This is a genomic window from Haloferax sp. Atlit-10N (assembly GCF_003586325.1).
Taxonomy (GTDB): domain Archaea; phylum Halobacteriota; class Halobacteria; order Halobacteriales; family Haloferacaceae; genus Haloferax; species Haloferax prahovense.
Map to the genome: position 1 here is coordinate 187,276 of NZ_PSYX01000002.1, position 18,361 is coordinate 205,636.

Sequence of the window (18,361 nt, forward strand, 5' to 3'; positions counted from 1 at the left end):
CTCGTGTCCGCGGCCGCGTCACGCGTCAGCGACGCCGCCGCTCAGCGGCGTCCATCGCCGCGCCCGCCCTCGTCGATGCCCTCTTCGAGCGGGCCGGCCCACGCGTCGAGTCCGCCGGCCATGCTCTCGATACGGGCGTTTTCGGTCCCCTCGTAGGCCGAAAGCAGGCGGACGGCCTGCACGCTCGCCTCGCCCCGCGGACAGACGGTGACGATGCGCTCTGCGCCCGCGATGCGGTCGAGGTGCGAGACGAGGTCGGAAAGCGGGACGTTGATGCTCCCCGGCATGTGCCCAAGCGCGAACTCGGCCTCGGTGCTCACGTCGACGACGAGCGGCGGGTCCTCTCCGTCGAGGAGTTCTTCGACCGCCGCGGGGGAGATTTCGTCGACCATCTACAGCAGGCCCTCGTCGCGGGCGAGGAGGACGCCCTCGACGGTCGCGTCGTTCGTCGGCGGTTCGGTCGCTCGCCCGATGGCCTCCTCGACCGGCACGGCGCGGACCGAGAGGAACTCGTTGTCGTCGAGGTCGCGTTCGACCGGCGTGAGCCCCTCGGCGAAGACGAAGCCGCGGCGGTGGCGGAGGACGCCGGTCGAACACCACACGTCGCCGATGACCGACGCGGAGTCGGCGGCGAAGCCGGTCTCCTCGCGGAGTTCGCGCAGTCCGGCGTCGGTGAACGACTCTCCCTTCTCGACGACGCCCGCGGGGAGTTCGAACTGGGTCTGGCGGATGTTCGGCCGGTACTGCTCGACGAAGACGACGTGGTCGTCCGCGACGGCGACGACGACCACCGCGGTCGCCAGTTCGGCCCAGTAGTAGCGCTTCGTGGTCCCGTTGGGCTGTTCGACGAGGTCGTAGCCGCCGGTGAACCAGCCGGTCTCGTACTCGGTTTCGGATTCCAGCACGCGCCACTCGGGGTCGGGCAGGCGCTCGTGACGGCGGCCGTCGTCGGTCATCGGTCTGCTCCGGTCGCGTCGTCGTCGGTCTCGGCGGCGGCGTCGTCGGCCGCGGCCGCCTCGTCGCTCTCGGCTTCCTCCCCGAGGAGCGCGTCGCGGTAGACGCGGCCGAAGGCGTTGCGTCGGAGCGTACTGACGGCGGCGTCTCGCTCGTTTTGGAACGTCGTCGCCAGCACCGTCTCGGCGAACGGAACCGCGTGCCACGCGACGCGGTCCACGTCGGGGTTGCCGAGTTCGACGACCTCGTAGCGCTCGTGGGCCGCGCGCCAGTCGTCGAACTCGTCGCGCGTGCCGACGGAGACCGAAAGCGACTCGGCGAACAGCGCGTTGCGGACAGTCTCGATTACGTCGCCGGTCACGCGCGCTCGGTACTCCTCGCGGTCGAAGTCCATCGCCTTGGCCGTCTCGCGGACGACCACCTGTGCGGTCGGTCCGACGCGGTCGAAGGCGGCCTCGGCCTCGTCGAGCGACGCCGGAGCAATCGTCCCGTGGGTTTCCATCGCCAGTCGATTCGGGGCCCGGACTTACGACTCTTTCCTGTCCGCGTCGTCGTCGGCACTGTCGGCGTCGCCGGCGTCGTCACGCCCCGCGTGCTCGTCGTCGCCGGTTTCCTCGCCGTCTTCTCCCTCCTCGTACATCTCGCGGGTGAGCGACTGCGCCTCCTCGAAGATGCGCGCCGCGTCGCCAGACAGCGACTGCGACCCGCCGGAGCCGCCGAACTGCTGCGGCTGTCGGTCGGGGATGTCGTGGCCATGATTGTGGTCGTGACCGTGACCTCGGCCTCCCGTGCGGTCGACCGTGTCCTCGAACACCTCGTCGAACTCCCGTTCCTCGGCCAGGTCGGAGACGAGCGGGCCGAGCGAGTCGGCGTTCAGGTCGGCCCACTCGGGAGCGTGTTCGTCCAGCCACGTCTCGTGGTCGTCGCCGTGGACGATGGCCTGCAACGCGAGGTGGTTCGCGAGGTGCGTCTCGTCGCGCTGCGGCGCGTCGCAGACCGGACAGGCGTATCCCATGCCCTCCGGTAGCGGCTCTGTGTACCAAAACCCGTCGCACTCTCGCGTCGTGCTCTGTCGCGTTGCATCGCATCGCGCCGCGTCGGCGTCGTCGGTCGTCAAAGGAAATGTGGCCGCGTCGCCCGCGCGGTGGTGGGTGGGTCGCAGGCGACAGGTGGCTCTCGCGGCACCTCGTTCGGTGCCGCGTCGTGTGGTGGTGGGTGGTGATACCGATTCGTTCGTGTGTCGATGCGTCAGGCGGACTTGACGATGACCGTTCCGTCGGCCCAGACGGTCACGTCGCAGGCAGCGTACCGGAACCCGATTCGACCGCGCGATGGGACGACCGACCCGCGGGTGCCGCCGTCCGTCGCCGGTGTCCGCGCCAGCGGAGCGAACAGTTGGCAGAGCGCGTCGGGGTCGATAGTCTCGGACAGCGGCGGGAGGTTGACGGCGTCCACGTCTTTCAACTGGGCGGCCGCGGTGACGACGGTCACCGCGAGGGTGTCTCGTCCGCCCCAGTCGTGTCGGGCGACGACCTCGTCGGTCGCCCCCGTATTCCATCCCACATCGTTGCCCGGTAACACGCGAGTTTCGTCCATGGTTCGGTTCGCGTCGGCGCCTCGCCGACACCCGTGCCGACGACGCTCGTGGATATATCGGTCGCTGCTATCCAACTAGTGGTGGCGCGCGCGCCACCTCTAGGTACCTAGAACCGTAACTGAAAATCAGCTGGTATCGCTGGGTCCCATGTGGTATGGTATCATTCGAAGACGCGCTCGACCAGTTTTCGCTCGGCCGCGCGCAGGTGGTACTGGTAGGTCGGCGCGCTGATGTCGAACGTCTCGGCGAGCGTCTCGGCGGTGCTGCGGCGCGGCCACTCGTAGAATCCGGCGAGGTGGGCCGCCCGAATCGACTCGTACTGTCGGCTCGTCCACGCCTCGCGCATCTCGGCAGCGAACGTCTGCGGCGACTCGGTGCCGTCGTCCGTGGTCCGCCGCGACAGCAGACTCGTCCCCGGGTAGTTCGAGTCGAGCGCGTCGACGAACGAGCGGACCCGGATTCGTTCCGGCACCTCGGCGGTGAGCGTGGTCTGGGTCGGCGTCGCGTCGAGCGCGCGCAGGGTCGCCTCCGAGGCGTACAGCGTCTCGAACAGCGACTCCCGCGGGAGGCGGAGTTCGAACAGGGACCCCGAGTCGTCGGTCGAGACGTGGCGCACGCGCGTCGCGATGTCCCGCCCGGCGGCGACGACCTCTTCGGGTTCCGCGTCGCTGGCGACGAACGCGATGACGGAGCCGTCGGAGTTCGGGATGACGCCGCCGAGGCTCACCGCGCGACCGACGCGCCGGGCGAGCCGCGACAGCGACAACCGGTCGCCGCCGAGTTGTACCTGCACGTCCGTCCGGCGCTCGGTCAGCATGGCGTCGGCGCGCCCGGTGGCCGCGAGGGCGTAGCCGACCGTCTCGCCCAGGTCGGTGAGCAGGCCGTCGTCGTCGGCGAAGGCGTCCGGGTCGGTGGCGTGGACGACGAACAGCGCCTCCACCCGGTCGTCGGCGACCGCGGGGATGACCGCGATAGCGCGGAACCCGTAGCTGAGGGCGTCGCCGCGGTGGTCGGCCCACGCGGGGTCGTCGAGCACGTCCGCTATCACCTGTATCTCCCGGGTCTCCACGGCAGCTTCGAGCAGGGGAAACAGCGGTTCCGCGGACGCAACCTCTCCGAGTCGGTCGGCGTAGGCGGTGTCAGCGCCGTGGACCGCGTCGCTCGTCGGCCGGTACGTCTCGTCCACGTCCCTGGCCTCTGCGTGCCAGACGATGGCGTAGTCGTCGGCGTCGACGAGGTGCTTGGCCACGGCCGAAAGCGCCTCGCCGCGGGTCGGCGCGCGGATGAGCGACTGGTTGATGTTCCGGATGGTCGCGTTGATTCGGTCGAGTCGGGTGAGCGCCTCGTTCTGGGCCTCGAGCCGCCGGTCGCGCTCGCGTAGCTCCGCCTCGGCGTCGATTCGGTCGAGCAGTTCCTCGACGGTCGCAGAAAGCAGGTTCACGAGCTCCACGTCGACCTCGTCTGGCGCGACGGTGCCGGGGTGGCCGGTGACGAGGACGCCGTGACGACCGAGCGGCGCGGCGATGACGCGCTCGACGCCGTCGACGACGCCCCCGTCGGGCGCGATTTCGATCACGCGGACCTCGCCGGAGACGAACGCGTCCCAGACCCCGCCGCGGTCGAGGCCGCCCCCGACCGGCTTGTCGCCGAGGCCGGTTCCGGCCGCGCCGACGCGGACGAGGCTCGTGTCCGCCTCGTCGAAGACGAACAGCTCCGTCCGGGCGTCGCCAAGCACCTCGTCGCAGGCATCGACGGCGGCCCGGAGGACCGCCTGTCGGTCGGTCGCGCCCATCATCTCTCGGGTCCGGTCGTGGAGCGTCGCGAGCAGGCGCTCGTAGCGGTGTCGCTTCGTCACGTCGCGGAGGACGCCGACCGAGCCGACTTCCTCGCCGCCGACGACCAGCGGCGTCCGGTGGTCTTCGACTCTGACGACCCCCTCGTCGGGCGTCCGCAGGTCCAACTCCACGATTCCCTGCGAGGTCGACGCGAACGCCTCGTCGCTGCCGTCGGTCGCGCTCGCGTTCTCGGTGAGCAACGCCGTGGACGACCCGATGACGCGGTCGCGCTCGAGTCCGGTGAGGCGCTCGAACGCGGGGTTGACCGCCGCGAACCGCCCCTCGTCGTCCAGCGCGTACACCGCGTCGGCGACGGCCGCTAGCATCCGCCCGTACTGCTCGGCTTCGACCTCGTGTTCCAACTGTTCCGTGATGTCTGTGAAGTAGACGGACAGCCCCGTCTCTGAGGGGTACGCCCGAACCGCGTACCACGTTTCGAGGCGGTCGTAGTACTGCTCGAAGGTCGCCGGCTCCTGTCGCTCCATCGCTCGCTCGAACTCCTCGCGGAAGACGGCCGACTCGGGCACCGAGTCCCAGATGCGTGTCCCCAACACCGCCGCGGCTGACATCCCGAGGCCGTGTTCGGCCGTCGAGTTGACGTAGGTGACGCGCCAGTCCGCGTCGAACCCCATCACCGCCTCGTCCATCCGCTCTAAGACCTCCGAGAGGGCGCTTTTCAGCTCGTTCCGTTCGGTCGCCGCGCCGACGACGGCGGCGATGTTCTCCAAGAAGAGCACGTCGTCGTCGGAGAACTGCCCGCGGGCGACGCCGTGGACGGCGATGACTCCCCACCGGGTGTCGTCGCCGCCGATAGCCGCGCTCATTCCGCTTTTCGGTCCCGACGGGCCCGCGCCGGTCGCGTGCTCGAAGCGCTCGTCGTCGTCGAAGTCGTCGACGAGCGTCGAACGCCCGGACCGGTATGTCTCGACCGCCTGCGTCCCCCCGGCCGCGGCGAGTCCGTGGCCCCGATTCGCCGACCAGCCCGCGGCGGCGGCGACGCGGAACGCGCCGTCGTCGAGGCCCTCGAAAATCGTGACCGAACTGGCGTCGAGCACGTCGCGGACGCGACTCGCGGCGTGGTCGAGCGTCGAGTCGAGGTCGACGGCGGTCAGCGCCCGCGTTCCGATTTCGGAGACGACGCGCTGCTGTTCGATTCGGTCCCGGTGGCTCCGCGCGAGGGTGCACTCGCCGAGCGCCCGCTCGACGCGGAAGGCGAGCCACGACATCGTCTCGGGGTCGTCGTCGCGGACGACGTAGTCCGTCGCGCCGGCTTCGACCGCGCGGGTCGCGGTCTCCTGGTCGGCGGCCGCGACGACGACCGGAACGTCGATGCCCTGGGTGTAGATGTCGCGGACGAACGCCCCCTCGTCGCCGGCCGCCGTGGGGGCGGCCAGGACGATACAGGAGATGGCCGCCGGGGCGGAAACGAGTTCCGCGCGCGCCGCGGCGGGGGTGCGGACGTGCCGGACGGTCGTCGCTCCGTCGAGCGACGACAGCGACGAGTCGAGGGACGCCGCGAACTCGCCGTCGTCACTCACACAGAGCACGGTGGGGGACGGTAACACAACCCGTGTACGCGGCTCGTCGTGATAAGCGCTCCTTCGGCCGCGAGCGGTCCTGTCAGGCGCGCTGCCACTCCGCCACGTCGAGGACCATGATGTACGCGTCCTCGCCGTCGCCGTAGTAGCTCGGCACCCGGCGGGCGGGCTCGAAGCCGAGGCTCCGGTAGAGGCCGATGGCCGGCTCGTTCGAGACGCGGACTTCGAGCTTCACGACCGTCGCGCCAGCGATGGCCATCGCCGTCAGCGACTGAACGAGCAGCTGCCGGCCGAGGCCGTTCCCGCGGGCCTCCGGGCGGACCGCGAGGTCCTTCACGTGGCCGATGTCGTTGCCGTGGTTCGGCATCACGTCGGCGACGACGTAGCCGAGCACCTCGTCCCCGCGGGCGGCGACGAGGAACGCCGGCTCGTCGACGAACATCTCGAACGCGGAGTACGGCCACGGCTCGGAGAAACACGTCCGCTCGATGCGGAGCACGTCGAGGAGGTCCGCCCGGTCGACCCGCCTGACGACCAAGTCGCCGGCGAGCGCGTCGTCGAACGCCGTCACGCCCGGCGCTACGTGGTTGGCACGCAAAAGCCCGACGGCACGGGTGCGGACGGACGCGGAACCGACGCCGAGACAGACGCGCACGGGAGCGGGCAGTGCACTACTTCCGGCCGCGCGGTGGCCGCCGCTCGCCGGGCGAAAAAGTGAGAAGGTGTGTTGGTCGCGTTCAGTCGTCCGCGGGGGCAGCGCCGCCCTCGGCCTGCTGCTTCGTGAGGGGGAGCTTGCCGCCGGCGGTGAGGATACGACGCTCGCGCTCGGAGGCGTGCAGGTTCGCCGTCGCTTCCCAGTCGTCGTTCACGCGGATGGTGAACTCTTCCTGGCCGGATTCGACGGCTTCGGCAACGTCGTCGACGATCTCGACGTCGTCGCCCTGTTCGATCTTCGCGTAGGTCTCCTCGTCGATGGCGAGGGGGACGATACCGAAGTTGAACAGGTTCGCCTTGTGGATGCGGGCGAACGACTGCGCGAGGACGGCCTCGATGCCGAGGTACATCGGACACATCGCGGCGTGTTCGCGGGAGGAACCCTGACCGTAGTTCTCGCCCGCGACGAGGACGCCGGTGCCGGCATCCTTGGCGCGCTGGGCGAACGTCTCGTCGACGCGCGAGAGCGTGAAGTCCGAGAGGCGCTCGATGTTCGAGCGGAACTTGAGGATGTCGGACGTCGCCGGGATGATGTGGTCGGTCGTGATGTTGTCCTCCATCTTCAGGAGGGTCTCACCCGAGATGTGGGAGCCGAGGGGGTCCTGCAGCGGGACTTCGCCGATGTTCGGGCCCTTGATGAGCTCGTCGTCGATGGCGTCTTCGGCGTAGATGAGGTCCGTCTTCGAGCCGTTGTACTTGTCGGGGAGCTCGACGCCGGGGGCGTCGAGACCGAGTTCGTCGGCGAGGTCGCGCGGGTCGACGATTTCGCCCTTGAGCGCCGCGGCGGCGGCGACCTGCGGCGAGCAGAGGTAGACGTTGTCCTCTTCGATGCCCGAGCGCCCCTCGAAGTTGCGGTTGAAGGTGCGCAGCGAGACGGAGTCGGAGGCGGGGACGTGGCCGATACCGATACACGGACCACAGGTCGCCTCGGAGACGTTGACGCCGGCCGCCATCATCTCTGCCGTCCAGCCCTCGCGGGCGAGCATCTCGCCGGCCTGCTTCGAACCGGGCGCGACGATCATCTCGAGGTGCTTTGCGACTTCCTGGTCCTTGACCATCTTCGCGGCCGGGAGGACGTCCTCGTAGCCGCCGTTGGTACAGGAACCGACGAGGACCTGCTCGACCTTCTCGCCGGCGACTTCGCGGACCGGAACCACGTTGTCGGGCATCGACGGGCAGGCGATGAGCGGTTCGAGGTCGCCGAGGTCGATGACGATTTCGTCGGCGTATTCGGCGTCGTCGTCGGCCGTCAGCTCGATGTACTCGTCGCCGCGACCCTGGCGCTCGAGGTAGTCCTTGGTCTTCTCGTCGGTCTCGAAGAGCGACGAGGTGGCACCGAGTTCGGTCCCCATGTTGGTGATGGTGGTTCGCTCGGGCACGGTGAGCGATTCAGCACCGGGGCCGGTGTACTCGAACACCTTGCCGACGCCGCCCTTGACGGTCTCGCGGCGGAGCATCTCGAGGATGACGTCCTTCGCGGAGGACCACTCGGGGAGTTCGCCTTCGAGGCGGACGTTCACGACTTCCGGCATCTCGACGTAGTACGCGCCGCCACCCATGGCGACAGCGATGTCGAGGCCACCGGCACCGATGGCGAGCTGGCCGAGGCCGCCGGGCGTCGGCGTGTGGGAGTCCGAGCCGAGGAGCGTCTTGCCGGGCGCGGCGAAGTTCTCCTTGTGGACGTTGTGGCAGATACCGTTACCGGGGCGGGAGAAGTGGGCACCATATGTCCCGGCCGCGGAACGGAGGAAGCGGTGGTCATCCGTGTTCTTGAAGTCGAACTGGTAAGTCTGGTGGTCGCAGTACTGGGCGGCGAGTTCGGTCTGGGCCTCGTCGAGGTCGAGCGCCTCGAACTGGAGCCAAACCATCGTCCCAGTCGTGTCCTGCATCAGGACTTGGTCGATTTCGATTCCGATCTCCTCTCCGGGGGTGAGGTCACCCTCGACGAGGTGGTCCGAGAGAATCTTTTCCGTGAGCGTCTGTCCCATAACACCCGAACGTCGATGGTCCTCGGATATAAATCCCGCGTACTTCCCTATCTTCGAACGTGAACGATAGCGCCGTCTCGGGGTTTCTAGCGTCTAAGGGCCATTAAACTCCTTGTTGGTTCTCCCATGTGACTTGTCACCGCGGGGGCCGTCACCGCCCCAAATGGAGGGTGATTCGGTCCCTCTATCAGCTCGAAAACGGGGTGGTTTAGACCGCGTCACGACCCCGGTACCGACACCATCCCCGGGCCGCCGGCCGCCCGAGGTTCGGCACAGTTTTGCGCCCCCTGAACGGGGTTCGGATATGCACCGCGCTGGCTCGTTCGTCGCACAGCACATCTCGCCGGTCACGGCCGAACAGGTCCAACCGAACGGCGTCGACCTGACGCTCGAAGCGGTCCTCGAACAGGTCGAACCGGGCCGCCTCGGCCGCGAAGGGAAGACCATCGGCGAGCGTCGGCCCCTCGAGTTCGCCGACCCGGACGCCGAGACGTACCGACTCGACCCCGGCGGCTACGTCCTCCAGTACGCCGAGACGGTCCACATCCCGGAGGACCACGTCGGCTTCATCTACCCGCGGTCGTCGCTCATGCGGAACTCCTGTATGCTGAACACGGCCGTCTGGGACGCCGGCTACGAGGGGAAAGGAGAGGGGCTCTTGCAGGTCCACCACCCGGTCGAACTCGAACGCGGCGCGCGCGTGGCTCAAATCGTCCTCGCGGACGCGAACCACGACGGGACCTACGACGGTAGCTATCAGGGCGAGCGGACCCGCTGATGGTTCCGGTCGATGGCTCTCCGGAGGCATCGCTCGGCGGATAGTACCGAATGAATACCGACATCTCGATTTACGGGACGTTCTCGGCGATGACGAATTCCTTTCAAGTCGATGGGCGTCGTATCTGTCTTCGCGGAGGGCATGTCGGGCCGAAACGAGGGGCGACCTGTACACACCGAACCTCCGCAACTTCCTCCTTCCACATCTTCTTGAGTGCGCCCGTGTTCCTGCTGGACCTGTGTTCGCTTCGCGCGAGTCGTAGACACCGCCCGCGGGCCTTCGATTCGCCCGGCAGGCGAGCGGCCACGGTGGCGCTGTCACCTAAAACCGCTTCGAGCGGCGCACTCGTGTTCTCTGACCCAAAGGCACATTTACGCGCATGCCTAAGTGTGGCCAATCACTGATGTCACGGAGTCCATCTCTCCCGGAACGTCCTCATCTCGATCTGGACCCCGAGATGTCGGATGCAGAGCGCCTCTCTGCACTCCGCCAGCACTTCGAACGCATGGTCGACGTCAACCGCGAACTCGACCAGCGGCTCCAGAACGCCGACGACCGTCACGCCGAACTGGTCGACGAGGTCGACCAGATGAAGGCGCGAAACGAGGCCCTGAAGACGGCCTCGTACTACATCGCCACGGTCGAAGAACTGACCGACGACGGCGTCATCATCAAGCAGCACGGGAACAACCAGGAGGTCCTGACCGAATTCGCACCGAGCCTGAACATCGACGACATCGAACCCGGCGACCGCGTCGCCATCAACGATTCGTTCGCCGTCCAGACTATCCTCGACGACGAGACGGACGCGCGGGCGCAGGCGATGGAGGTCGTCGAGTCGCCGACGGTCACCTACGACGACATCGGCGGCATCGACGAGCAGGTCCGCGAGGTCCGCGAGGCGGTCGAACAGCCCCTCGAGAACCCCGAGATGTTCGAGGAAGTCGGCATCGACCCGCCCGCGGGCGTGCTCCTGTACGGCCCGCCGGGGACCGGCAAGACGATGCTCGCCAAGGCCGTCGCCAACGAGACCAACGCCTCGTTCATCAAGATGGCCGGCTCCGAACTCGTCCAGAAGTTCATCGGCGAGGGCGCGCGGCTCGTCCGCGACCTGTTCAAGCTCGCCGCCGAGCGCGAGCCGGTGGTCATCTTCATCGACGAAATCGACGCCGTCGCCTCGAAGCGCACGGACTCGAAGACCTCCGGCGACGCCGAGGTTCAGCGCACGATGATGCAGCTCCTCTCGGAGATGGACGGCTTCGACGACCGCGGTGACATCCGCATCATCGCGGCGACGAACCGCTTCGACATGCTCGACGAGGCCATTCTCCGGCCGGGCCGGTTCGACCGCCTCATCGAGGTTCCCAAGCCCGCCGTCGAGGGCCGCCGCCGTATCCTCGACATCCACACCCGCGACATGAACGTCGCCGACGACGTGGACCTCGACGCGCTCGCCGAGGAACTCGACGACTACTCCGGCGCGGACATCGCGTCGCTCACGACCGAGGCCGGGATGTTCGCCATCCGCGACGGCCGGACGGAGGTGACGGGAGCGGACTTCGACGCCGCGCACGAGAAGCTCTCGAACGTCGAGGAGTCCGGCACCGGCCCCATCTCGGGCTTCACGGACTACCAGTACTGAACCGGTCGGGAACCGGCGTCGCGGCGGTCGTCGACGCCTCCGCCTCACCCCGGCTTTCGAGCGCCACTATTCGTAACCCCCTTTTCCGCCGCCGCGAGAGTTCGGACATGAACACGATTCGCGTCGTCCGCGGGGTCGGCACCGCCCCCACCGAGATGGCGTCGTACGACGCCGCCCTCGCCGCCGCCAACGTCCACAACTACAACCTCGTCGCCGTCTCCTCGGTCGTCCCCGCCGACGCGACCGTCGAGGCGGTCGACGTGGCCCCCGACCTCGGCCCGGCGGGCAACCGACTGACCGTGGTGCAGGCCCGCGAGACCACCTCGACGCCCGGCGAGACGGTCGTCGCCGGCCTCGGCTGGGCGACCGGCTCCGGACCCGGCCTGTTCTACGAGGCGTCCGGCACCGACGAAGCGAGCGTTCGCGCGGCCGTCATCGACGGGCTCGAATCGGGCCGGAACCTCCGCGAGTGGTCGTTCGACGACGAGGACGTCGCGCTCACGACCGGGACCCACGAGGGCGACGGCTACACCACCGCCGTCACGGTCGCGGCCTACGGGCAGAGCGAATCTGTCTTCTAAACCGCCCGTGCGGTGACCGACGGACTCATCAGCTTTTGTGAGAACCCTTCCGGCATGAGTGGTGACGCGCCGTTCGGCCTGTCTCCCGGGCGAGTGGCGCTTATCTACGCCGCCTTCGGCTTCCTCTGGGTCGCGACGAGCGACAGTCTCGTAGAGGGACTCCCGAACCACGAACTCATCCAGACGGCGAAGGGATGGCTGTTCGTCGGCCTCTCGGCGCTGTTGGTGTACGCCCTCGTCAACCGGAGTCAGTCCAAACTGAACCGGACCTCCGAGCAACTGGAGTCGACGCTCGCACACACGAGCGTCCTCCATCGAATCCTCAGACACGACATCAGAAACGCCTGCACCGCCATCCTCGGCTACGCCGAACTCGTCGAGTCGAAAGGCGACGCGGGTTCGAACATCGACCCGGTCCAGGCGATTCAGGAGCGCGCGAACCGGCTGGTCGAAGTGAGCGACGAGGTCGCGCTCCTCCGCACCGTCGAACTCGCGGAGGGGAACGAGGTCGACGTCGACCTCTCCTGTGCGGTCGCGGACGCCGTCGAGGATCTCGAAATGGAGTACCCGGAGGTGCAGGTATCGGTCGCCTCGCCGGAGACGCTCGTCGTGCGGGCGCACCCGGCGCTCCCGCGCAGTCTCGCGGAGTTACTCGACAACGCCGTCGTCCACGCCGACTGCGACGAACCGGAGGTGCACGTCGGCGTCTGGAAACTCGGCGAAGTCGCCGGGGTTACCGTCACCGACAACGGCCCCGGTATCCCCGATGCCGAGCGCGACGCCCTCCTTTCCGGCTCGGAGACGCCGCTTTCGCACACCAGCGGCGTCGGCCTCTGGCTCGTCCGCGCCATCGTCGACGCCTCCGGCGGGTCGCTCGACATCTCGAAGCCGAAGGCCCACGGAACCGTCGTCACCGTATCGCTCCCGCGGACGGCGTCGTGACCGCGCCGCGACCGAGCCGAGACGGTCTCGTCCGCGTCGCGACGGTCTCGTCCGCGTCGCAACCGCGTCATCACCCGGTTTCGATCCGCTCGCCACATCACCGCCGACGACGGCTTTTTACACGTCCTTCCCGTATCGCAGACGACTGATGAACGGGAACAACCCATATGCGGGCGCTCCCGGCGTGGCTGGGGCCGGCCAGCCGTCGGCCAACCGAGAACTGACCGTCGAGCAGATGGACGCACTCCGGCGGGCCGTCGCCGGCATCGTCTCGCGCACCGAGTCGTACCTCCCCGAGGGGTTCGCCGTCGGCTCGGAGCTCTCGACAGGGTCGAACGGACCGCTGGCGACCGTGGCCGTCCACCCGCCCGTCGGCCACCCCGTCAGCGCCGGCTTCTCGCCGGACGCCGACGAACTCGATGCCGGACTCACCGACGAGGACCGAAACGAGGTCGCCCGCGGACTCGCCGCGACCGCGGCGTTCCAGGTGATGAGCGCCGTCGGCGACGACCTCACGCCCGCCGCGCGGTAACCCCGAACGACCCCCGTCGCCGTCGGGGCCCGAGTGGCCACTGACGCGAGCGCTCCGCTGACGCTCGTCGGCACCGACCGCGGCCCAATTTTTTGGCTCTGTTGAAACCCTCAGAGCTTGATACGTGTGGCGTGACACAGACAGCGGGTCTATGCATCACAGCGACCAGTTTAGTTCGACACACATTCTCTGAACCTATCGAGCAGTAGGCCTGCGAATCACCCAATACGTGGGTTATCGCGATTTGAAACAATGGGAGTAAGACGCCGATTCAGTGCTGCAACAACTCCAATAAGAATGAAGAGGCAACCACTGGCAATCAAGAGATACAGCCCCGGCTCGACTACATACCGCTCTACTGCGAAATAGCTCTGGAACACACTACCGAACACAACGAGTATCAGTCCGCCAGCACCGATGAGAACGACATCCGTCCGCCAGCTCCGGTAGTGTCCCAACACGACAGCCACAACGACGGTCATAACGAGGACGATAACAAGGAAGTCGATGTCTGAAAAACCGGCGTCCAAACCCGCTATGTATTCATCCGTGATGCCGACTGGCTGTTTCCGCACCCATGGAAGCCACGCACCGACGACCGCCAATACTGCAGCCACAACCGTCGCAGTAATATATGCAAATTTCTGCTTGGAGGACATATGTCAGACGAAACGCTGTTCGATTAAATGCTTTCCCTGTACTGAGCGATTCACTTTGTCACGTAGAGCGCCGAAGCGATGACCGACTTGCGCTCTGTATTCAGCACGCTTTCAACAAACTATCAGCGGCTGAGGGGTTCAACAGGGCCAATTTTTCGTCACTGCCGACTGGCACTCGCCGCGCTCGTTCTCTCGCTCCGCTTCGCGTGCAGTCTCGTCTCCGAGTTCTCTCGTCAGTTCACAACGAGAACAATACACTTCACGGAGGCGGTCGAAAGGGAAGTATGGTTTCGCTTTTCGGCTACGCGGACGAGATTGGCCCGACGACGCTCATCATCGTCGGCTTCCTGCTGTTTGTCTTCCCGGAACCGGCGACGTCGGCCCTCGGCGCGGGACTGATGCTGTTCGGCGTGGCGTACTGGTTCTGGGAGTGGAACCGACCCTGAGCGCGAGACGAGCGTGCGAGTGACCCCGCTCAGACGCTCCCGCGACGGCGGTTTCGACCGTCGTCGTCACGGACGCGAGACGTAACGCTGTCCAGTGTGACGACGGTCTCGGCGGTCGTACCCGACCCGCCGGCCGGACCGGTCACCGACCGCGGCGTCGCAACGAACAACCCGTAGGCGAGCACGGCCGCCGAGACGAGGCCGCTCGCCCCCACGACGAGTGAGCGGGGGAGCGGCGAGAGCGTGCCGACCGCCGTCCCGACGAGAAGTGGGAGCGGCAGTGTCGCGAGGATGGCGTCGTACCGCGTCGCTTCCGAGACGATGCTGTCGCTATGGGGTGTTCGTGTGCGCATGATACCACTCGGCGACGAGTACGAACGTGTGAATAGTAGTTATTTCGCCGGACGGCACGGTCCCGCGGGTCGCCTACTTCCCCCAGAAGGGGTCGCGGCGGCGGTGCTTTTCGAGGTAGCCGGACAGCGCCTCCAGTTCGTCGGTGGGGATGTCGTCGCGGAGTTCCTGTTCGAGAATCTTCGCGTGCTTCTCGGGGAGTTCGATCCAGAGTTCGTCGCCCTCGTCTATCTGCCGGCCGACCGTCGGACCGTCGATGGCGACGCTGACGCGCGACCCGGCGCGGGCGCTCGACACGTCCTCGCCGTTCTCTTGGATGCCCGATAGCTGGCCGACGCGGTTGGGCTCGCCGTCTTCCCACTTCACGACGTTCATGTTGTTCTTGATGGTCCCGGACATGATTTCGACGCCGACGACGGCGGGGTTGTTCTGCCGGAAGACGTGGTCCTGGAGGATACGGAAGCGACACGGGCGGACGATTTTGTCGAGAATCGTCTCCTGCTGGGCGCGTTTCATCTCGTCGACGTACTCCTCGTACTCCTCGACGAGCTGATAGATGACGTCGTCTTCGAACAGCTTCACGTCGTTCTTGTCGAGTTCGGCCTCGGCGTTCGAGAGCACGTCCACGTTGAAGCCGAGGATGACCTTGTGTTCGGGCTCGCGGGCGGTCGAGGCGACGGCCACGTCGCGCGGGGCGATGTCGCCGACCTCGGCGCGAAGGATGGGGACCTCGGCCTCTTGGAGGGCGTTCGCCATCGCTTCGAGGCTCCCGAGCGTGTCGGCCTTGACGACGACGCCCTCCTCCTCGGTGGTGACCTCGATGTCGGCGAGTTCGGCTTCGACCTCGCGGATGACCTCGTCGAGGTCGCGGTCGCCGACGACGCGGACCGGCGCGCCGGCCATCGCGTCTTCGAGGTCGGGGGCGGCGATTTTCACACCGGCCGCGGCACCGACCTCGTCGACCTTGTCGAACCGCTTTTCGGTGCGAATCTCGGCGTTCGGGCGGGGCTGGAGGAGCGCGCGGACCTCGGTGACGATAGGGTCGTTCGCGCCGCCGACGACGATGGTGTCGCCCGCGCGAATCGTCCCGTCGTAGAGAACCACGTCGAGGGTCGCGCCGAAGCCGCGTTCCTCCTTGACTTCGAGGACCGTCCCGGAGCCGGGGCCGGCCACGTCGATGGCCATCTCGTCTTTCATGTAGCGCTGGGAGAGACCCATCAGGACGCCCAGCAGGTCCGGAATGCCCTCGCCGGTGAGCGCCGAGACGGGGACGACGCCGATGTTGGACTGGAAGTTCTGGACGCGCCAGTAGAAGTCAGAGGAAAAGCCCCGGTCGGAGAGTTCGCCGATAATCTCGTACAGCTTCTCGTCGAGTTTCGAGCGGGCGCGCTGTGACTGTTCCTCGTAGGTCTTCTGGATGGGGGCCCCCTCTTGGGGGTTCCAGCCCGGCGTCGTGTCTATCTTGTTCGCGGCTACGATGAACGGCGTCCCCGTTCGTTTGAGGATGTCGATGGCCTCCTCGGTCTGCGGCTGGAAACTGTCGTTCACGTCGACCACGAGGATGGCGATGTCGGCGAGGGCCCCGCCGCGAGAGCGGAGGGTGCTGAAGGAGTGGTGGCCCGGCGTGTCGATGAACAACAGCCCCGGGAGGTCGAAGTCCTCGGGTTTGACCAGGCTGCCGGCCATCTGCGAGACGGTGTCTAAGGGGACCGCGGTCGCGCCGATGTGCTGAGTGATGGCACCTGCCTCACCCTCGCTGACGGCGGAGCCGCGAATCTTGTCGAGAAGACTCGTCTTCCCGTGGTCCACGTGGCCGAGGACGGCCACGATGGGTGTGCGAAGCGTATCGGATTGTGACGTCGAATCAGTGTCGGACATGGAGAATCGCCCCGGAGAAAGCTCTTACCGGAATCGAGTCGGTGACTCAAGTTAAGTCCATCGTCACGGGCGCACGACCCCGCGATTCGCCGTGTCGACTGTTCTCGCGGCTCATGTTCGGGTCCGGACTCGCTCGTCGGCCGCCCGTCAGACGTGCCCGTGTCGTTTATGTGAACCGGCGAGGAAGGGGTGTGTATGGCCGACATACTCGCCGAGAACCTCTCCGGAAAGGCCGTCATGGGGTCCGACGGGACGGAACTCGGGATGCTGTACAACATCACGATGGATCTGAAATCGGGCGAGCTTCACGACCTCCTCGTCCAGCCGAACGAGCAGGTCGCCCCGAGCCGCGTGGCGTTCGACCAGGACGACCGCGGTCGGTTCCGAATCCCGGTGAATCGCGTGCAGGCGGTCAAGGATTACATCGTCGTCCAACGGTAGTTTCAGGATAGATTCTCAATGCGGATTCTCGACGCTTCTGCGTTCATCAACGAGTACCACACCGACGACGAGACGGCCTCGATTCCCCTCGTCAAGGAAGAACTCACCGGCGAGCACGCCTTCCGGTTCGACGCGCTCGAAGGCGCGGGCATGCACGTCCACATCCCCGGACAGGGAACCGTGGACAAGGTGCTCCGCGCCGCGGGCGAGACCGGCGACCGCGACGTGCTCTCGGAGACCGACACGCGCCTCATCGCCGCCGCGTTCGAACTCGACGCGACGCTCGTCACCGACGACTACGCGATGCAGAACGTCGCCGAGCGGCTCAACGTCGGCGTCGAAGTCATTGCCCAAGACGGCATCGCAGAACAGCGGAGCTGGAAGTTCCAATGTCAGGGCTGCGGCCGCGAGTTCGACGAGAACAAAGAGCGCTGTCCCATCTGCGGGATGGAGCTGTCGCGGAAGAACCCGGCATAAGCCGGTCGACCGCTCGACTCGACTTTTCGTCGTTCTTTTTCAGACCATGCCGGTCGCCTGGGCGTAGCTCACGAGGAACTGGACCGCGTTGTACAGCCCGTGGACCAGCGCGGCGACGAGCAGGTTCCCGCTTTTCTCGTAGACGAGCGCGAGGACGCTCCCGAGGAGGAACACCATCCCCAGCGAGACGAAGGCTCCCTCGCCGGAGAACGACCAGACGTGAATCGACGCGAACACCAGACTCGACAGGACGACCGCGGGCGCGGGACCCCAGAGTCGGCGGAGTTCGCCGAAGGCGATGCCCCGGAAGATGAGCTCCTCCGCCGGGCCGACGAGGACGATAGTGACGACGGTGAGATACAGGAAGTACACCGGGTTCTCGCGGCCCTGCTGGGCGATGACGCTGTCGCCGCTCTGGATGCCGAGCGCGGACATCAGCGCCGACGCGCCGAGGTAGACGCCCATCACGGCGACGAACCCGCCCGCAATCCACAGGGCGTCGCGCGCGGTCGGTCGTTCGAATCGAATCAGGTCCCAGTCGTCGCGGGCGGCGAGGTAGCCCGCGCCGACGACGCCGAAGCCGACGAACTGTCCGGCGCTCTGTATCGCGCCGATGAGTGCGGAGTCACCCGGGAACACGCCGCGAGCGAGGCCGCCGGCGAGCGAGCCGAACGTCGCGCCGACGATGAGCGAGAGGGCGACGACGATGATGATGCCACCGTACGCTTGGAGGTGGTCTGCGGGGCTCGCAGACGCGCGGGCGGTGTCGTGTGCCATTGCCCTCCCCTTCGGAACGGGGTCGGATAACCGATTCGGGTCGATTCTCGTGATGCTGTGAAGTCACGTGAGTCTGCGTCGTTTGCGCCGTCTCGAGAGGAGAACCGGACTGCGGGAACCTCTCGAAAGCCCCCGCCGCGACGGCTCCCGCGGGCCGCCGCGGTCCTCAGCCTCCGGCCTGCGGTCCTCACCGCCCCGGGGTTCGCCCTCGCGGCGGCCCCTTTCAGTCCC

The 18,361-nt window shown here is 67.2% G+C and carries 20 protein-coding genes; 8 read left to right on the forward strand and 12 right to left on the reverse strand.

Going from position 1 to position 18,361, the window contains the following annotated elements:
• Positions 1 to 41: 41 nt before the first annotated feature.
• From C5B91_RS08050 to C5B91_RS08085, 8 genes are all read right to left on the reverse strand, one after another.
• On the reverse strand, positions 42 to 392 hold the full coding sequence (locus C5B91_RS08050) for a rhodanese-like domain-containing protein (RefSeq protein WP_115819723.1): 351 nt from the start codon (positions 390 to 392) through the stop codon (positions 42 to 44).
• Positions 393 to 956 (reverse strand): NUDIX hydrolase, encoded by a 564-nt coding sequence (locus tag C5B91_RS08055; RefSeq protein ID WP_008096409.1) that lies wholly within the window; start codon positions 954 to 956, stop codon positions 393 to 395.
• Positions 953 to 1,456 carry a DUF5809 family protein gene (locus C5B91_RS08060; RefSeq protein ID WP_115819722.1) on the reverse strand — a complete coding sequence of 168 codons (504 nt, stop codon included), beginning with the start codon at positions 1,454 to 1,456 and terminating at the stop codon, positions 953 to 955. The genes C5B91_RS08055 and C5B91_RS08060 overlap by 4 nt, the downstream gene beginning before the upstream one ends.
• A 24-nt stretch (positions 1,457 to 1,480) precedes the next feature.
• Positions 1,481 to 1,969: a DUF5810 domain-containing protein gene (locus tag C5B91_RS08065; RefSeq protein WP_008096406.1), complete on the reverse strand. Its 489-nt coding sequence runs from the start codon at positions 1,967 to 1,969 to the stop codon at positions 1,481 to 1,483.
• A gap of 233 nt (positions 1,970 to 2,202) precedes the next feature.
• On the reverse strand, positions 2,203 to 2,550 hold the full coding sequence (locus C5B91_RS08070) for a HalOD1 output domain-containing protein (RefSeq protein ID WP_008096404.1): 348 nt from the start codon (positions 2,548 to 2,550) through the stop codon (positions 2,203 to 2,205).
• 161 nt (positions 2,551 to 2,711) lie between these two features.
• Entirely contained in the window at positions 2,712 to 5,924 is a 3,213-nt protein-coding gene (locus C5B91_RS08075; protein ID WP_049913692.1) for a bacterio-opsin activator domain-containing protein, read from the reverse strand.
• 82 nt (positions 5,925 to 6,006) lie between these two features.
• Complete coding sequence (gene rimI / locus C5B91_RS08080; protein ID WP_115819721.1) at positions 6,007 to 6,495, reverse strand: ribosomal protein S18-alanine N-acetyltransferase; 489 nt, start codon at positions 6,493 to 6,495, stop codon at positions 6,007 to 6,009.
• A gap of 166 nt (positions 6,496 to 6,661) precedes the next feature.
• On the reverse strand, positions 6,662 to 8,626 hold the full coding sequence (locus C5B91_RS08085; protein ID WP_008096398.1) for an aconitate hydratase: 1,965 nt from the start codon (positions 8,624 to 8,626) through the stop codon (positions 6,662 to 6,664).
• A 304-nt stretch (positions 8,627 to 8,930) separates the two neighbouring features.
• Between C5B91_RS08085 and C5B91_RS08090 the strand changes: the two genes are divergently transcribed.
• The 5 genes from C5B91_RS08090 (at position 8,931) to C5B91_RS08110 (ending at position 13,101) form a co-directional block, all read left to right on the forward strand.
• On the forward strand, positions 8,931 to 9,404 hold the full coding sequence (locus C5B91_RS08090; RefSeq protein ID WP_004976305.1) for a deoxyuridine 5'-triphosphate nucleotidohydrolase: 474 nt from the start codon (positions 8,931 to 8,933) through the stop codon (positions 9,402 to 9,404).
• Positions 9,405 to 9,807: 403 nt separating this feature from the next.
• Positions 9,808 to 11,046: a proteasome-activating nucleotidase Pan2 gene (gene pan2 / locus C5B91_RS08095; RefSeq protein ID WP_008096396.1), complete on the forward strand. Its 1,239-nt coding sequence runs from the start codon at positions 9,808 to 9,810 to the stop codon at positions 11,044 to 11,046.
• A gap of 107 nt (positions 11,047 to 11,153) precedes the next feature.
• Positions 11,154 to 11,627 (forward strand): pyruvoyl-dependent arginine decarboxylase, encoded by a 474-nt coding sequence (locus C5B91_RS08100; protein ID WP_049967440.1) that lies wholly within the window; start codon positions 11,154 to 11,156, stop codon positions 11,625 to 11,627.
• Between the two features lie 93 nt (positions 11,628 to 11,720).
• The gene (locus tag C5B91_RS08105; protein ID WP_008096392.1) at positions 11,721 to 12,569 is read left to right on the forward strand and encodes a sensor histidine kinase KdpD; all 849 of its coding nucleotides are present in this window, start codon (positions 11,721 to 11,723) and stop codon (positions 12,567 to 12,569) included.
• Between the two features lie 148 nt (positions 12,570 to 12,717).
• A complete protein-coding gene (locus tag C5B91_RS08110; RefSeq protein ID WP_004976300.1) occupies positions 12,718 to 13,101 on the forward strand; it encodes a DUF5811 family protein in 384 nt (127 codons plus the stop codon).
• A gap of 218 nt (positions 13,102 to 13,319) precedes the next feature.
• On the opposite strand, the gene C5B91_RS22375 is transcribed toward C5B91_RS08110, so the two are convergent.
• A complete protein-coding gene (locus C5B91_RS22375; RefSeq protein WP_199519524.1) occupies positions 13,320 to 13,760 on the reverse strand; it encodes a hypothetical protein in 441 nt (146 codons plus the stop codon).
• Positions 13,761 to 14,044: 284 nt separating this feature from the next.
• On the opposite strand from C5B91_RS22375, the gene C5B91_RS22380 reads away from it, so the two are divergent.
• Complete coding sequence (locus tag C5B91_RS22380) at positions 14,045 to 14,206, forward strand: hypothetical protein (RefSeq protein WP_008096390.1); 162 nt, start codon at positions 14,045 to 14,047, stop codon at positions 14,204 to 14,206.
• 29 nt (positions 14,207 to 14,235) lie between these two features.
• Here the strand turns inward: C5B91_RS22380 and C5B91_RS08120 are convergent, their stop codons facing one another.
• Positions 14,236 to 14,559 (reverse strand): hypothetical protein, encoded by a 324-nt coding sequence (locus C5B91_RS08120; protein WP_115819720.1) that lies wholly within the window; start codon positions 14,557 to 14,559, stop codon positions 14,236 to 14,238.
• Positions 14,560 to 14,632: 73 nt separating this feature from the next.
• Positions 14,633 to 16,435, reverse strand: coding sequence for a translation initiation factor IF-2 (gene infB / locus C5B91_RS08125; RefSeq protein WP_049967442.1), 1,803 nt, complete (start codon positions 16,433 to 16,435; stop codon positions 14,633 to 14,635).
• Between the two features lie 195 nt (positions 16,436 to 16,630).
• Here infB and C5B91_RS08130 point away from each other — a divergent pair, with 195 nt between their 5' ends.
• The gene (locus C5B91_RS08130; protein WP_008096388.1) at positions 16,631 to 16,876 is read left to right on the forward strand and encodes a PRC-barrel domain-containing protein; all 246 of its coding nucleotides are present in this window, start codon (positions 16,631 to 16,633) and stop codon (positions 16,874 to 16,876) included.
• Between the two features lie 18 nt (positions 16,877 to 16,894).
• The gene (locus tag C5B91_RS08135) at positions 16,895 to 17,353 is read left to right on the forward strand and encodes an NOB1 family endonuclease (protein WP_008096387.1); all 459 of its coding nucleotides are present in this window, start codon (positions 16,895 to 16,897) and stop codon (positions 17,351 to 17,353) included.
• A 39-nt stretch (positions 17,354 to 17,392) separates the two neighbouring features.
• On the opposite strand, the gene C5B91_RS08140 is transcribed toward C5B91_RS08135, so the two are convergent.
• Positions 17,393 to 18,130, reverse strand: a complete 738-nt coding sequence (locus C5B91_RS08140) for a CPBP family intramembrane glutamic endopeptidase (RefSeq protein ID WP_008096386.1) — start codon at positions 18,128 to 18,130, stop codon at positions 17,393 to 17,395.
• Between the last annotated feature and the right edge of the window lie 231 nt (positions 18,131 to 18,361).